The 15,932-nt window shown below is 70.8% G+C and carries 12 protein-coding genes; 3 read left to right on the forward strand and 9 right to left on the reverse strand.

The features are described 5' to 3' along the window. Positions 1-76: 76 nt before the first annotated feature. The 8 genes from ACQEVI_RS13255 to acs form a co-directional block, all read right to left on the reverse strand. On the reverse strand, positions 77-1,519 hold the full coding sequence (locus ACQEVI_RS13255) for a sugar porter family MFS transporter (protein WP_432899356.1): 1,443 nt from the start codon (positions 1,517-1,519) through the stop codon (positions 77-79). A gap of 62 nt (positions 1,520-1,581) precedes the next feature. Then, positions 1,582-2,586, reverse strand: a complete 1,005-nt coding sequence (locus tag ACQEVI_RS13260; protein ID WP_432899359.1) for an anion permease — start codon at positions 2,584-2,586, stop codon at positions 1,582-1,584. Between the two features lies 1 nt (position 2,587). Continuing rightward, positions 2,588-3,205, reverse strand: a complete 618-nt coding sequence (locus tag ACQEVI_RS13265) for a DUF47 domain-containing protein (RefSeq protein WP_432899363.1) — start codon at positions 3,203-3,205, stop codon at positions 2,588-2,590. A gap of 334 nt (positions 3,206-3,539) precedes the next feature. Next, the gene (locus ACQEVI_RS13270; protein ID WP_432899366.1) at positions 3,540-4,139 is read right to left on the reverse strand and encodes a hypothetical protein; all 600 of its coding nucleotides are present in this window, start codon (positions 4,137-4,139) and stop codon (positions 3,540-3,542) included. A gap of 82 nt (positions 4,140-4,221) precedes the next feature. Beyond that, on the reverse strand, positions 4,222-5,175 hold the full coding sequence (locus ACQEVI_RS13275) for an NUDIX hydrolase (RefSeq protein WP_432905927.1): 954 nt from the start codon (positions 5,173-5,175) through the stop codon (positions 4,222-4,224). A 77-nt stretch (positions 5,176-5,252) separates the two neighbouring features. Beyond that, entirely contained in the window at positions 5,253-7,508 is a 2,256-nt protein-coding gene (locus ACQEVI_RS13280) for an RNA degradosome polyphosphate kinase (RefSeq protein WP_432905929.1), read from the reverse strand. Between the two features lie 300 nt (positions 7,509-7,808). Beyond that, complete coding sequence (gene mshD, locus ACQEVI_RS13285; RefSeq protein ID WP_432899369.1) at positions 7,809-8,795, reverse strand: mycothiol synthase; 987 nt, start codon at positions 8,793-8,795, stop codon at positions 7,809-7,811. Between the two features lie 111 nt (positions 8,796-8,906). Then, on the reverse strand, positions 8,907-10,937 hold the full coding sequence (gene acs, locus ACQEVI_RS13290) for an acetate--CoA ligase (protein ID WP_432899372.1): 2,031 nt from the start codon (positions 10,935-10,937) through the stop codon (positions 8,907-8,909). Positions 10,938-11,118: 181 nt separating this feature from the next. On the opposite strand from acs, the gene ACQEVI_RS13295 reads away from it, so the two are divergent. Then, positions 11,119-12,210 carry an NADH:flavin oxidoreductase/NADH oxidase gene (locus tag ACQEVI_RS13295; RefSeq protein ID WP_432899375.1) on the forward strand — a complete coding sequence of 364 codons (1,092 nt, stop codon included), beginning with the start codon at positions 11,119-11,121 and terminating at the stop codon, positions 12,208-12,210. A 687-nt stretch (positions 12,211-12,897) separates the two neighbouring features. Here ACQEVI_RS13295 and ACQEVI_RS13300 read toward each other — a convergent pair. Continuing rightward, on the reverse strand, positions 12,898-13,728 hold the full coding sequence (locus ACQEVI_RS13300) for an HAD family hydrolase (protein ID WP_432899378.1): 831 nt from the start codon (positions 13,726-13,728) through the stop codon (positions 12,898-12,900). A gap of 253 nt (positions 13,729-13,981) precedes the next feature. Between ACQEVI_RS13300 and ACQEVI_RS13305 the strand changes: the two genes are divergently transcribed. Together ACQEVI_RS13305 and ACQEVI_RS13310 are read left to right on the forward strand one after the other, a co-directional pair. Continuing rightward, on the forward strand, positions 13,982-14,770 hold the full coding sequence (locus ACQEVI_RS13305; RefSeq protein WP_432899381.1) for a pilus assembly protein FlpE: 789 nt from the start codon (positions 13,982-13,984) through the stop codon (positions 14,768-14,770). Next, positions 14,767-15,927, forward strand: coding sequence for a TadA family conjugal transfer-associated ATPase (locus ACQEVI_RS13310; protein ID WP_432899384.1), 1,161 nt, complete (start codon positions 14,767-14,769; stop codon positions 15,925-15,927). The genes ACQEVI_RS13305 and ACQEVI_RS13310 overlap by 4 nt, the downstream gene beginning before the upstream one ends. Positions 15,928-15,932: the final 5 nt, after the last annotated feature.

Here is a 15,932-nt window from a genome sequence, read left to right on the forward strand (position 1 = left end):
GGCATAGTTCGAACGGCGCCGCCCCCACGGTGGTGGGGACGGCGCCGTCGTCGGCAGACCGGACGGTGCGCCCGGGTCAGGCCTTGGTGCGGCCCTGCTCGACCATGTCCTCGAGCTCCATGCCCTTGGTCTCGGGCACCTTGGTGAGCACGAAGAAGAAGCTCAGCGCCGCGAAGGCCGCGTACATGAGGTACGGCACGCTGGCGCCGAAGGCGGCGAGCATCGGCGGGAACGTCAGGGTGATGGCGAAGTTGGCGATCCACTGCATGGCCGCTGCGACGCCCAGGGCGGCGGCCCGGATGCGGTTCGGGAACATCTCGCCGAGCAGCACCCACACGAGCGGGCCCCACGAGGCGCCGAAGAAGACGACGAACGCGTTGGCGCAGATCAGCGCGATGACTCCCCAGGGGCCGCTGAGCGAGATGTCGTCGCCCGATCCGGTCGCCTGGGTGAACGCGATGGCCATGAGGCCCAGCGACACCGCCATGCCGGCCGACCCGCTGAGCAGCAGCGGGCGGCGGCCCACCTTGTCGATGAGGGCGATGGCGATGAACGTGACCGCGACGTTGGTGACCGACGTGATGGTGGAGACCAGGAAGGCCTGGCTCTCGTCGAACCCGACGGCCTGCCACAGCGTGCTCGAGTAGTAGAAGATCACGTTGATGCCGACGAACTGCTGGAACACCGACAGCAGGATGCCCACCCAGACGATCGGCTTGAGGCCCAGGGCGCTGCCTCGGAGCGAGGCCTGGTTGGTGTTGGCCTCGTCGACCGCGATGCTGTGGTGGATCTGGGCGAGGCGGTCGTCGACGTCCTCGTCGGGGCCCAGCACGCTGGCCAGGACGGCTCGCGCGTCGTCGTCGCGCCCCTTGGCGGCGAGGTAGCGCGGCGACTCCGGGATGCGCAGCGCGAGGATGCCGTAGACGGCGGCCGGGACGACCGCCACGATGAACATCCACCGCCAGGCCTCCCAGCCCAGCCACAGCACGTTGGCGGCGCCGCCTGCCGACTCGGCGAGGATCTGGTCCGAGAGCAGCGCGGCGAAGATACCGACGGTGATCGCGAGCTGCTGCAGCGAGCCCAGCCGGCCGCGCATGGCCGCGGGCGCGATCTCCGCGATGTACGCGGGCGCGATCACGGACGCGATGCCGATGCCCACGCCGGCCATGAAGCGCCAGACGGCCAGGTCCCACGCGGAGAACGCGATGGCCGACAGGATCGACGACACGAAGAACAGGATCGCGCCGATCACCATGACGTTGGTGCGGCCCCAGCGGTCGGCCAGCCGTCCACCGGCCCACGCGCCGAGCGCGCAGCCGAGCAGGGCGACGGCGACCACGATCCCGGTGACCGACGGGTCGAGGGCGAACTGGCCCTCGATGGCGTTGACCGCTCCGTTGATCACGGAGCTGTCGAAGCCGAACAAGAAGCCGCCCACCGCTGCTGCGAAGGCGAGGGCCGTTGCTTTGCGATGGGCTGATCTGGCGCCGGCGGTCGGGGCCGGGGAGGTGGTGCTCATACGATCGATGCTAGATCTCACATGGTGCAAGTCGCGCGGGGAGCGTTCCAGCTCGGATCAGGTCAGGTCAGGAACGGGAAGAGCGCCCACGTCGCGAGCGCTGCCACGAGGGCTGCGGCCGGGATGGTGAGGACCCACGCGACGGCGATGTTCTTGGCGACGCCCCAGCGCACGGCGGAGAGCCTGCGGGTGGCGCCGACGCCCATGATCGCCGAGGTGATCGTGTGCGTGGTCGAGACGGGGGCGTGCAGCGCGAACGCGTTGACGTAGAGGACGAGCGCCGAGACCGACTCGGCGACGAAGCCGCGGGCGGGGTCGAGCTCGATGATCCTGCGGCCGAGCGTGCGCATGATCCGCCAGCCGCCCGAGTAGGTGCCCGCGGAGATGGCGGCCGCCGCGGAGAGCTTGACCCACAGGGGGATGCCCTGGTCCACGTTGGCCCAGCCCACGGTCAGCAGGGCCAGGTAGATGACCCCCATCGTCTTCTGCGCGTCCTGCAGGCCGTGGCCGAGGGCCATCGCGGCGGCCGACGCCGTCTGCGCGATCCGGAAGCGGCGGTTCGTCCTGGCCGGTGCCGCGTAGCGGAAGATCCACATGACCGCGACCATCACCGCGAAGGCGAGGCCGAAGCCCACCAGCGGGGAGATGACCATGGGCAGGACCACCTTGTCCACGATCGCGGACCAGTAGACGCTCATGCCGCCCGCGATGCCCGCGCCGACAAGTCCGCCGATGAGGGCGTGCGTGGATGACGACGGCAGCCCGAACCACCACGTGATCAGGTTCCACACGATCGCCCCGAGCAGGGCGCACAGCACGACGGCGAGCTCGGCGTGCGTGCCGGCGCCCTCGAGGTTCACGATCGACGTCGCGATCGTCTCCGCGACCTCGGTACCGAGCAGCGCTCCGGTGAAGTTCATGGCGGCCGCCATGACGAGCGCGACCCGCGGGGTCAGCGCCCGCGTCGAAACCGATGTCGCGATGGCGTTGGCGGCGTCGTGGAAGCCGTTGGTGTAGTCGAAGCTCAGGGCGAGCGCCACCACGAGGACGACGAGAGCGACCTCCAACTCAGGACTCCTTGAGGGCGATGGTCTCGACCATGTTCGCGACCTTCTCGAAGCTGTCCGCGGCGTTCTCGAGAACCTCCACGATCTCCTTCAGCTTCATCAGCAGGACCGGGTCGCCGGCGAAGTCGTCGAAGAGCTGGGCGAGCAGCTTGCGGTGCAGCTTGTCCGCCTGGTTCTCGAGGCGGTTCACCTCTACCCAGTAGTCGGCGAGCTTGTCCATCGAGCGCAGGCGCGGCATGGCCTCCGCCGTGAGCTCCGCGCACCGCTGGAGCACCTGGACCTGTTCGGACACGCGGTCGGGCAGGCCCTCGACCTTGTACAGGACGATGAGCTCCGCGGCCTCGTCCATCTCGTCCATGCAGTCGTCCAGCGCCGAGGCGAGACCGGAGATGTCCTCGCGGTCGAACGGCGTGACGAAGGTCTGGTTGAGGCGACGCATGATCGAGTGCGTGGCGTCGTCGGCGAGATGCTCGACCTCGTGCATCTCGTCGGCGAGCTTCTCCCGTCCGGCCCGGTCCGCACCGAGCAGCTCCGCCAGCAGGGACGAGCCCTGGACCAGATGCTGGGCCAGGTCGGCAAGAAGATCGAAGTACTTGGTGTCGCGCGGAGTAAGGCGCACGAGGGCTCCCGTTCTAAGGGCTCTGGAACAGGTTCAGCGTAGAGCGCTTGCCGACTATCGCCAATTTGCAAGGTTGCGCTTTGGTATCCCGTGACAAAGGGTGCGGGTGCGGGGGCAGGATTCCGTCGACAGCCTTGTCGGCTGTGCAAGGAAGTTGGAGCGACGCCGAACCGGGAGCGCCTCTCGGCGCGGGGCCGCTCGTAGCGGCTTGAGGTGGAGCCCGGGGCATCCGCAGCCCGGCGTCGCTTGCACCATCCTAATCGCGTGCGGGGATCTGCCAAGGGGGTCCGACGTCACAGCGCTCTGGGCGAACGCCACTTGACAGGCTGCCGGCCTATTCCAGAGAGCCCGTGCGCCACAGGCCTCCGGCCCGTTCCAGCTCCTCCGCGGTGCGCAGCAGCGAGCTCGCGCTGCGGGTCATCCGGGTGGCGCCGGTGGGGTCGGCCACCTCGCGGGAGTCCGCGTCGAACGCGGCTCCGGTCGACAGGATGCGGCAGAAGGCGCCGGCCCGTTCGAGGGCGACGGCGAGGTCGCCGGTGAAGACGCCGGAGAGCACCGCGTCGGCGAGGATCTGCAGGTCGCCCGGTTCCGGAGGGCTCGGGACTCCCGCGACGGCCTCCTGGACCGGGGCGGCTTCCACACCGAGTCGATACCGGAGCATGACGGTAGGCATGTCGCGGCGTACCCACTCACGTAGTACGTACAGCCGCCAGAGTGCGCCGGGCAGCGAGACGGCGGCGGCGTCCGCCCACAGGCCTGCCACCGTGTCGAGGCCCTCGTTCTCGACCAGGTGGATGAGCCGTTCCACGACAGCCGGATCCTCGGTGGTGCGTGCCCGGTCCACGAGCGCGCGTGCCGTCGCGTGCGCCACGTCGTCGCGCATCGCGGGGTCCACCTCCCCGGGAAGCGCGTCGGCGTCCCGGGGGTCCAGCATGGCCGGCCGTCTCGGCGGTCGTTGGTCGCTGCTCATGGTGACCGATAGTGCGCCGAAGTAGCGCGTGTGTCTACCACCACGGTCACCAGACCAGCGGACTCACCTTCTCGGTGGCCACCACCAGGGGTCCCGAGGTGGTGTCGGCGACGTGTGCCACCAGCAGCTCTCCGGGCTCGAGGAACGGGTCGGTCGACGGCAGCCCTTCCGCCACCGCGCGCGACGCGTGCCTGCCCAGCACGTCGAGCACCGTCGGCAGGACCGGGCGGTGGGTGCAGATGACCGAGGAGGCGGTGGTCTCCTCGAGGAGGGCGCGCACGGTGGCCGCGACGCGCGACGGCGACCGCTCGTGCTGGGCCTCGGTGAGGTACTCGCTGTAGCTCGGCCGCAGGTTCGCGGCCCGCACGTACGGGTCGATGGTGGTGGCGCACCGCTCCCACCGGGAACTGATCACGTACTCGACGCCGTAGGCCGCCAGCACGGGGACCAGGGCTGCCGCCTGACCGTGCCCGAGCGGGGTGAGCGGGCGGTCGCGCTCCGCGCCGTGCCAGCCGGTGCGCGGCACGGCACGGCCGTGCCGCGCGATGACGAGCGTCCGGGTCTCCAGCACCCCCTCGGACTCGGCGGCCACCAGGGCGTTCAGCGGGCCCCGGTCCGACGTCCGGGTGAGGCGCTGCTCGGCCTTGTCCACGTCGAACCACTCGGTACGGTCGACCTCCTCCCGGTCGACCGGCGCCAGGGGAGCGCGCGCCGTGAGCGCCGCGCTGTCGCGGCCCTTTCGCGCGCGGCGCGCAGCCCAGTAGTGCACACGCTTCACGGTGCCGTCAGGGGTCAGGTACTGCAGCCCCGGCAGGGGTCTGCCGAGCACTATCTCCTTACCCGTCTCCTCGCCGACCTCGCGGATCGCGGCACCCTGGAAGGGCTCCCCGACCTCGAGCTTGCCCTTGGGCCACGACCAGTCGTCGTACCGGGGGCGGTGCACCAGCTGCACCTGGAGCGCGCCGGAGCGACGGCGCCAGACGAGTCCCCCGGCGGTCATGACGACCGGGGTGTGCAGACCCGCGGCGGGGGAGGCCGCCGTCGTCGGACCGGTGCCCACCGCAGACCGCCGTCCCGTCACCGGACGGGCTCGAGCCGGCGGCGCTGCCGCTGGATCAGGACCGCCTGCAGGTCGCGGAGGCCGTTGCTCTCCGGTCCTGCGGTCGGACGCTCCCAGCTGCCGTCGGGCAGGAGGTGCCACGACGCCGTCGTGTCGGCCATCGACTCGTCCAGCAGGCCGAGCAGCTCGCCCACGTGTGTCGGGTCGGAGATCCGGATGAGCGTCTCGACCCGGCGGTCGAGGTTGCGGTGCATCAGGTCGGCCGAGCCGATGAACACCTCGGGTCCTGACTCCGGGCCCTCGGCGAGCGCGGGGCCCACCGAGTTGGCGAACGCGAAGAGGCGTGAGTGCTCCAGGAACCGGCCCAGGATGGAGCGCACCCGGATGTTCTCGCTCAGCCCGGGCACGCCCACGCGGACGGCGCAGATGCCGCGCACGACGAGGTCGACCTGCACCCCCGCCTGGGAGGCGCGGTAGAGGGCGTCGATCACCGTCTCGTCCACCACCGAGTTGATCTTCATCTTGACCCAGGCCTCGTGGCCGGCCCGGGCCGCGGTCGCCTCGCGCTCGATGCGCTCCACCAGGCCCGAGCGGACGGCGCGGGGCGCCACGAGCAGGCGGTGGAACGTCGACTTCGGTGCGTACCCGGAGAGCTGGTTGAAGAGCCGGGTCAGGTCCTGGCCGACGTCGGAGTTGCAGGTCAGCAGTCCGTGGTCGGTGTACAGGCGCGCCGTCTTGGGGTGGTAGTTGCCCGTGCCGACGTGGCAGTAGCGCAGCAGCGAGCCGTCCGGCTCCTGGCGCACGACGAGCGACAGCTTGCAGTGCGTCTTGAGGCCCACGATGCCGTAGACGACGTGCACGCCCGCCTCCTCGAGCTTGCGGGCCCAGGAGATGTTGGCCTCCTCGTCGAACCGGGCCTTGATCTCGACCAGGGCGAGGACCTGCTTGCCGGCCTCGGCGGCGTCGATCAGGGCGTCGACGATCGGCGAGTCGCCCGACGTCCGGTACAGGGTCTGCTTGATCGCCAGCACGTGCGGGTCGGCGGCCGCCTGCTCGAGGAACGTCTGCACACTGGTCGAGAAGCTGTCGTACGGGTGGTGCAGCAGGATGTCCCGACGGCGGATCGCGGCGAACACGTCGGTCGGCTTGGAGCTCTCGACCTCGGCGAGGTGACGGTGCGTGGAGGGCACGAACGGCGGGTAGTGCAGCGACGTCAGGTCGAGGTCGGCGATGAGGTTGAGGCCCGTCAGGTCCAGCAGCGCGGGCAGCTCGTAGACCTCCTCGTCCTTGACCCCCAGCTCGCGGACGATCAGGTCGCGGATGCGCGGGCTGATGTCCTTCGCGATCTCCAGGCGCACGGGCGGGCCGAAGCGGCGCCGGAGCAGCTCCTTCTCCATGGCCTGGAGCAGGTTCTCGGCGTCATCCTCTTCGACGTCCACGTCCTCGTTGCGGGTGACGCGGAAGGTGTGGTTCTCGCGCACCTCCATGCCGGGGAACAGGTAGTCGAGGTGCTGCGCGATGACCTCCTCGAGCGGCACGAACGAGAGCGGCCCGCGCTGCGGGTCGGCCTTCTTGGTGCCGGGACGGCGCGGCTTGCCCGACGCGTCCACCGCGATGAAGCGGGGCAGCAGCGGCGGCACCTTGACACGCGCGAAATGCTCCTTGCCCGTCGCCGGGTTCGCGACCACCACCGCGAGGTTCAGGCTCAGTCCGGAGATGTAGGGGAACGGGTGGGCCGGGTCGACCGCGAGCGGGGTCAGCACCGGGAAGATCTGCTTGCGGAAGAACTTGTGCAGGCGCTCCTGCTCCTTGGTGTCGAGCTCGCCCCAGTGCACCAGGGTGATGCCCTCACCGGCCAGCGCGGGCTGCACGTCGTTCTCGAACACGCGCGCATGCCGCTCCATGAGCGCGTGCGCCTCGTCCGAGATGCGCGACAGCGCCTGGCGCGGGCCGAGCCCGGAAGCGCTCGTGACGGCGATGCCGGTAGCTATGCGGCGCTTCAGGCCGGCCACGCGCACCATGAAGAACTCGTCCAGGTTCGACGCGAAGATCGCCAGGAAGCGGACACGCTCCAGCAGCGGGATGCGGGGATCCTCCGCGAGCTCCAGCACGCGCTGGTTGAAGGCGAGCCAGCTCAGCTCGCGGTCCGCGAACCGGTCGACGGGCAGCGGCCCTCCGAGCACGGGGTCCAGCAGGCTGGTGCCCTCCGGGCTCTCCGCGATGTGCTCGGCGATGTGGGCGGCCAGGCTCGCGTCCAGGGAGTGCGGGTCCATGATGTCGTCCGCAGAGGCACCTTCCGGCGCAGACACCGGCGTGGGCGACGGCCCGGCGGCCTGCTTGGACTTCTCCGCCACCTCGGCGGACGCCGTCCTGTCGGTGGTCTTCCCGGGGCGGTCCCGGTGTCCGTCGGGCCCGCCGTCCATGCTCGCGGTGCTTGTCGTACGAGGGCTCTGCTTCATGAATCGGCCGTTCTTGTCCCTGGTCCTGGCGGAGGCGTTCCCAGCACTGTCCTTCATGTCGTTCATGGTGTCACCGTTCGGTACACAGTGGGTGACACTCTCGCAGAGCGTTCGTCACGGGCGGGCATACTGAACGTGTACTGCGGCCCGGGTGAACCCGGACCGCTCGTACGTCGCGAGAGCCGGCGCGTTGTCCCCCTCGACGTACAGCACGGCGCGCGTCGCGCCGGTACGTGCGAGGTGCGCCAGCCCGACATCCGTCATCAGCCGGCCCAGGCCTTCGCCCTGATGGCTCGGGTCCACACCGAGGACGTAGATCTCGCCGTCGCGTGCGCCGTCCGGCCGGCCCGGCTCGACCTTGGTCCACTGGAACGCAACCGGGTCGGCGTCCTCGCCCTCGGGTACGAGCAGGAAGAAGCCCTCGGGGTCGAACCACTCCTCGGCCTGGCGCGCGCGCAGGTCGTCGAGGGTCATCCGGCCCTGCTCCGGATGGGTAGCGAACGCGCGGGCGTTGACGCGGAGCCAGGCGTCGTCGTCGACCCCGGGGCGGAACGTGCGCAGGCGATAGCCGGCGGGTGCCGCAGGCAGCTCCGGCGCCTCGGGCTGTCCCAGGGGACGCGCTGGGGTGGTTGGGCGGGTCGGGGTGGTTGGGCGGGTGAGGAAGAGAAGCTCACGCACCGGGTGCAGGCCGGCCGCCCGGGCGAAGCCGCGGGCCGCCTCCAGGTCGCCGTGCGCCCAGACCCGCAGCTGCTTGCCGTGCTGGCCGGGCTCGCCGGAGCGGGACGGGAGCGTCGCGTCACGTTCCGCGGTCTTCAGGAGCATGCGGCCTCGGCCGCCCAGACGGTGCTCCGGATGGATCACCAGCTCGGCGCTCGCGGTCTCGCCCGAGCGGTCGACCTGGACGTAGCCGATGGTGCTGCCCGACGTGGTGTGGGCAACGACGTGCGTGATCCACTCCGCGTCCGTCCCCAGGTTGAGCAGCGGCTGCTCGGAGAGCGGCGCTACGCCGTCGTGGGACTCGGCTGCGGCCGCCAGGTCTCGGACGGCCTGCTGGGCGTCGGCGTCGAGCGGGCCGATCTCGATAGGGGCAGCGATACGCATGAACCCATCTTCCTGCATCGGCCGCAGGCCGCCGTTCTCGTTGAGTGCTGGATATTTGTGGGTTCCTGGCCGGATCAGCCACAAATATCCAGCACTCAACGAGAGGGAGGGTCAGTCCTCTGACGTGGCCGACGGCGCCTGCAGGCCCGCCGTGATCAGGTCCATCACCGAGGAGTCGGCGAGGGTGGTGGCGTCGCCCACCGCCCGGTCCTCGGCGACGTCACGCAGCAGGCGGCGCATGATCTTGCCGGACCGGGTCTTGGGCAGCTCCTGCACCACGAGGATCTTCTTCGGCTTCGCGATCGGGCCGATCTCCTTGCCCACGTGGTCGCGCAGCTCCTTCTGCACCTCGGCGGCACCCTCCGGCGTCGCCGCCCGGTTCGCGTGCTCACCGCGCAGGATCACGAACGCGACGACGGCCTGTCCGGTCGTCTCGTCGTTCGCGCCGACGACTGCCGCCTCCGCCACGATCGGGTTCGACACGAGCGCCGACTCGATCTCCGTGGTCGACAAGCGGTGGCCGGACACGTTCATGACGTCGTCCACGCGGCCCAGCAGCCAGATGTCGCCGTCGTCGTCCTTCTTGGCGCCGTCGCCGGCGAAGTACAGGTTCTCGAACCGCGACCAGTACGTCTCCTTGTAGCGCTCCAGGTCGCCCCAGATGCCGCGGAGCATGGACGGCCACGGCTCGGACAGCACGAGGTAGCCCCCACCGCCGTCGGGCACGGGCTTCGCCTCGTCGTCGACGACCGTCGCGACGATGCCGGGCAGCGGGACCTGGGCCGAGCCGGGCTTGGCCGCGGTCACACCCGGGAGCGGGCTGATCATGATGGCGCCGGTCTCGGTCTGCCACCAGGTGTCGACGATCGGGGTCCGGTCGCCGCCGATGACGTGGCGGTACCACATCCACGCCTCGGGGTTGATGGGCTCGCCCACCGAACCGAGGACGCGCAGAGAGGAGAGGTCGAACCCGCCGGGGATGTCGTCGCCCCACTTCATGCAGGTACGGATCGCGGTGGGTGCGGTGTACAGGATCGAGACCTTGTACTTCTCGATGAGCTCCCACCAGCGGCCGCGGTGCGGGGAGTCGGGCGTGCCCTCGTACAGGACCTGCGTCGCGCCGTTCACGAGCGGCCCGTAGACCACGTAGGAGTGGCCGGTGACCCAGCCGACGTCGGCCGTGCACCAGTAGACGTCGGTCTCCGGCTTGAGGTCGAACACGTTCTTGTGGGTGTACGCGGTCTGCGTGAGGTAGCCGCCGGTGGTGTGCAGGATGCCCTTCGGCTTCCCCGTGGTGCCGCTCGTGTACAGGATGAACAGCGGGTGCTCGGCCTCGACGGCCACGGGCTCGTGCACCGGGTCCGCGGCAGCCAGCGCCTCGTGCCACCAGACGTCGCGGCCCTCCACCCAGTCGACGTCCTGCTTGGTGCGCTGGACGACGAGCACATTCTGGACGGTCGTCGCCTCGGCGCCGTCCTTGGGCGCGAGGGCCTCGTCGACGGCCGGCTTGAGGGCCGACGGCGCGCCGCGGCGGAAACCGCCGTCGGCAGTGATCACCAGCGTGGCCTCCGCGTCGGCGATCCGGCTGCGCAGGGCGTCCGCCGAGAAGCCGCCGAAGACCACGGAGTGCGCGGCGCCGATGCGGGCGCAGGCCAGCATGGCCACCACGGACTCGACGAGCATCGGCAGGTAGATGACCACGCGGTCGCCGGTCTGCACGCCGAGCGTGGTCAGGGCGTTCGCCGCGCGGGACACCTCCTCCTGCAGGTCGGCGTACGTGACCGTGCGGGTGTCGCCGGGCTCGCCCTCGAAGTGGATGGCGACGCGGTCGCCGTTGCCCGCCTCGACGTGCCGGTCCACCGCGTTGTACGCGGCGTTCAGCGTGCCGTCCGCGAACCAGCGTGCGACGGGGGCGCCGCTCCAGTCGAGGGTCTCGGTGAACGGCGTCTTCCAGGTCACGAGCTCCCGGGCCTGCTCGGCCCAGAACCCCAGGCGGTCCGCCGACGCCTTCTCGTACAGGTCGGCCTTCGCGTTCGCCTGAGCCGCGAACTCCTCGCTGGGCGGGAAGCTCCGGGTCTCGTGCAGCAGGTTCTCGAGGCTGGGGCTGGCTGCCGAGCCCGACGTCGGGTTGGTGTCTGTCACGGTGACCTCCGGTGCGCGTCTTCGCGTTTGTTTCAGGCAGGTGCTTGGTACTGCCTTGACGTCTCTCTGGTCGGTGAGTGTAGTCCCGGACGGTGACAGTCCTCACAATCCGGTGTCACCACCTGAGACACCGGTCGGGCCACCCGGAATTGCCCGGGGACCGGCCGCGTTGGGGGCTGGCGTGAGCCTTCTCTTCGAACCGATCACCCTGCGCGACCTGTCGGTCGCCAACCGGGTATGGCTGTCGCCGATGTGCGAGTACTCCGCGTCGGACGGGATGCCGAACGACTGGCACCTCGTGCACCTGGGCGCGCGCGCCGTCGGTGGGTTCGGGCTGGTGCTGACCGAGGCGACCGCCGTCGTGCCGGAGGGCCGGATCTCGCCCCAGGACACAGGCATCTGGAACGACGAGCAGGTAGTCGCCTGGAAACGGATAGTCGACTTCGTGCACGAACGTGGTGGCCGCATCGGCATCCAGCTCGCGCACGCGGGACGCAAGGCGTCCACCTTCCGCCCCTGGTCCCCGTTGCAGGGCACCGTCCCGGCGGCCGACGGGGGCTGGCCGACCCTCGGCCCGTCGCCCGTACCGTTCCCCGGGCTCGGCACCCCGGCGGAGATGTCCGCCGAGCAGGTGGCCGACATCCCTGAGCAGTTCGCCGCGGCCGCGCGCCGCGCCCGTGAGGCGGGTTTCGACACGGTAGAGGTGCACGCGGCGCACGGATACCTGCTCCACCAGTTCCTGTCGCCGCTCGCGAACTCCCGTACCGACGAGTACGGCGGGTCGCCGGACGGGCGCTCGCGGCTCGTCGAGGAGACGGTCGGGGCTGTGCGGTCCGTCTGGCCGGACGAGCTGCCGGTGCTGGTGCGGCTGTCCGGTACCGACTGGCGTGACGACGGCCTCGGGGTCGACGACGTCGCGGCGGTCGCCGGTCGCCTGGGCACGCTGGGTGCGGACCTGATCGACGTGTCGACGGGTGGCGTGGCGCCGGCGAAGATCGCTGTCGGGCCGGGTTACCAGGTTCCGTACGCGCGCCGCGTGCGGGAGGCCACCGGGCTGCCGGTGAGCGCCGTGGGGCTCATCAGCGAGCCGGCCCAGGCCGAGCAGATTCTCGTGGAGGGTTCGGCGGACGCCGTCATGCTCGGTCGCGAGGCGCTGCGTGATCCGTACTGGCCGCTGCGGGCGGCGCACACCCTGGGCGAGAAGATCGGGACTCAACCTGTGGAGTCCGGTGCGGGGACGCAGCCGCAGTATGCGCGCGCGCAGTGGCGGTGACCTGCTGCGGGGCTGTGTGCTGAACGCGATTCCTGTGCCTGCGGCGTTTCAACGCCGGGAGGAATGTGAGCGTGGTGATTCTTTTCCAGCGAGCGTGCATTCCGCGAAACGATTCGCCGTGCGGCCGGGCTCCTCGCAATTTTCCGTTCGCGATCCGGAAGTGCGAGGGCCCGGCCACTGCGGTGGCGAGATCTCGGTCTACGAGTACGACGTCCGGGAGCATCCTCAAGCCGGATGTCGCTCTCACCAGCTGGGCGGGGTGACCGTGCACTTCGCTTGCTGTCCGATCGGGTCAACACCCTTTCGGTACCCAGAGCACGGTCCCTTCCGCCCTGAATGCTTGCTGTGAACACAATCACACTGCCTTCAGCTAACAAAAGCAACTGGAGCGGACTGATCTTCACAATTGCCAATTCCTGTCATGTTGGCAATTGGCGGCGAAAATATTTGGCCTTGCCTGGGCTTGACCTGATGGGGTGGTCCGGACGACCTTGCTGCAGGCCCGGGACGGTCGCGAATCGTGCTGGGGTCGCCAAGTCGGCAGTCTGCTTCTTTTGGATCGCCAAGTCGGCAGTTGGCATCGAGATCGGTCCAGCGCTGGACCGATCTCGATGCCGACTACCGACCTCGCAGGAAACCGGACCTCTGGTACCACGGGTGCGCCGGTCGAGCGAATATCGTGCGTCGTCAGCCGCGGCGGGACCGGCGTCGGGCCGCGCGCCAGATCAGCCAGACGGCGACACCCACGACTGCCACGCCGACGACCGCGATGACCGGGACGGGCTCGATGCGCGGGCGCAGCGCGATCGGCCGCGTGAACGCGAGGACACCCCAACCGGACTGGGCCGCTCGCCGCTTCAGGACGCGGTCCGGGTTGACCACGTAGGCGTGGCCGACGGCGGCGAGCATCGGGGCGTCCGTGATGGAGTCGGAGTAGGCGAAGCTACCGGCGAGGTCGTACTGCTCCTGCACGGCGAGCCGGCGGATGCCCACCGCCTTGTTGTCGCCGTAGTTGTAGAAGTCGATCTTGCCGGTGAATCGCCCGTCCGCGACGCTCATCTGGGTGGAGAGCACGTGGTCCGCGCCGAGAGCGGCAGCGATGGGCTCGACCAGCACGGCGGCCGACGCGGACACCACGACCACGTCCCTGCCCGCCGCGTGATGCTCGGCGATGAGCTCGACCGCCTCCGCGTAGACGTAGGGGTCGATGAGCTCGTGCACCGTCTCGGTGACTATCTGCCGGACCTTTTCCACGTCCCAGCCCGTCACGAGCGACGACAGATGTGCGCGCATCCGTTCGGTCTGGTCGGCGTCGGCGTTGCCGATCATGAAGACGAAATGGGCGTAGGCGCTGCGCAGCACGTCGGCGTGCGAGAGCAGCCCGCCCGCCAGGAACGGCTTGGAGAAAGCCGCCGACGAGCTCGTGGCGATGATCGTCTTGTCGAGATCGAAGAACGCGGCCGTACGCGGGGCGTGCGAGGTCGGTCGAGTGGCGATCTGGGGAACCTGCTCGGTCACGCGACGAGCCTAACGGCGCCGTCCGTCCGAGGCGGCCACAAGCGGGGCGTGCCGCCGTTCGGATGAAACTCGTCAGCTCGACCCACAGACCCCGGACACGACAGGACGGGGGAGCGAGCCCGACCACAAGCATCAATACCCACGACCTGTGCACAGCCGAGCCGACCGGGGCATCGCTGCCCGGCGCCGAACGCCCAACCTGGTTCCGGAGCCCGGCAGACAGCCCGGGACGGCCCGGACGAAGGAGGCGGCGATGGTCAGCACAGTGGGTGGCGTGGTTCCGGAGCCGGGGCGGTTGATCGGCGTGGTGGGCGCGTGCGGCGGAGCGGGCGCGTCAGTGGTGGCCGCATGCGTGGCTCACGGCCTGCGCCGGGACGGGGAACGAGCCACACTCGTCGACCTCGACGCGCACGGACCGGGCACGGACCTGCTTCTGGGGGCCGACGGCGGGCGCGGCGCCCGCTGGCCGGACCTCGTCGAGGCACGTGGCGAGGTCGAGGGCGCCGGGGTGGTGGCCGCGCTGCCCCGCTGGGGCATGGTGCCCGTGCTGAGCGGTACGTCCTCGGGCGCGCCGCCCGAGGATGACGTGGTGCTCGACGTCTGCCGCGGGCTGGTGCGGGCGGGCGAGTCCCTGGTGCTCGACCTGCCACGGCCGGGCGCCTGGGGCTCGGTCACCCGACGGGGCAGGGGAGCTGCCGCCGAGGCGCCGGGCAGTGACGGCCTGGCCGTGCGCACCCTGCTGGCCGGCTGCGACACGGCGCTGCTCGTGGTGCCGCTGACGCTGCCCGCGATCATGGGCGCGGGGCGGGTGCGCGACGCGCTGCGGGGTGCGGGCGTACCGGACGTGCGACTGGTGGTGCGGGGCCCGGCGCCTGGCTCGGTCGACGAGGAAGACGTGTCAGCCGCGCTCGGGCTGCCGGTGGTCGCGATGATGGATCGCGACTCGGGGCTGGCCCGGGCGGTCGAACGGGGCGAAGGACCGGCGATGTCGCACCGGGCCACGCTCGGCAGGTTCGCTGCCGACGCGGCGGGTGCGCTGTGAGTGCGCCGGTCGGTGAGATCTCCCTGCTCGACGACGTCCGCGCGCGCCTCGCGACCGGTCGTACCGGCGCGGGGGCTGCCGTCCGCGATGCCGTTCGAGACTCCGGACGGGTGCTGGGGTCCGACGCGCTGCGGGACCTGGAGCATGCCGCCCGCGCCGAGCTCACGGGCGCCGGGCCGCTGCAGGCGCTCCTCGACGCACCCGACGTCACCGACGTGCTCGTCAACGGACCGGACGACGTGTGGGTCGACAGAGGCGCAGGCCTCGAGCAGGTCTCGGTGAACCTCGGTACGGCCACCGCCGTACGAGGGCTGGCGGTCCGGCTCGCCGCGCTCGGCGGACAGCGGCTCGACGACGCCTGCCCGACCGTGGACGCGCGCCTGCCGGACGGCACCCGCCTGCACGCCGTGCTGGAACCGCTCGCCGAGGCCGGTGCGGTGATCTCCTTGCGAGTGCTGCGCACCCGAGCCTTCGCTCTCGACGAGCTGGTGACCGCCGGCGCCCTGCCTGGCCAGTGGGCGGGCCTGCTGCGCGCCCTCGTGCTGCGGCGAGCGAACGTGCTGATCAGCGGCGGCACGGGCACGGGAAAGACCACGCTGCTTGCCGCTCTGCTCTCCCTCGTGCCCGACGACGAGCGCGTGGTGACCGTCGAGGAAGCGCGCGAGCTGCGGCCGACGCACCCGCACGTGGTGCACCTGGCCGCTCGTCGCGCCAACGTCGAGGGGGCGGGCATCGTGGACCTCGCCGACCTCGTGCGCAACGCGCTGCGTATGCGGCCCGACCGCATAGTGCTCGGCGAGTGCCGCGGAGCCGAGGTCCGCGAGGTCCTCATGGCCATGAACACCGGACACGACGGCGGCTTCGCGACCCTGCACGCCAATGCCGTGGCAGTGGTGCCCGCACGGTTGGAGGCGCTCGCGGGCCTGGCAGGGATGACCCGCGAGGCGGTGGCCGCGCAGGCCGCAGGCGCCCTGGACGTGGTGCTGCACCTCCGCCGGTCGAGCGCCGCCCGGTACCTGGCGGAGATCGGGCGAGTGGGTCGCGGGCCGAGCGGCGAGCTTGAGGTCCGCCCGGTGGCCCGGTGGGACGGCAGAGGTGGCTGCGCGGTCGAGCCGGACGCGTGGCGCGAGCTGGTCGGCAGGTACGGGCCGTGGTGAGCCTC

Origin of the sequence: Promicromonospora sp. CA-289599, from assembly GCF_050936155.1 — a bacterium.
In the GTDB taxonomy this organism is placed as follows: Bacteria; Actinomycetota; Actinomycetes; order Actinomycetales; family Cellulomonadaceae; genus Promicromonospora.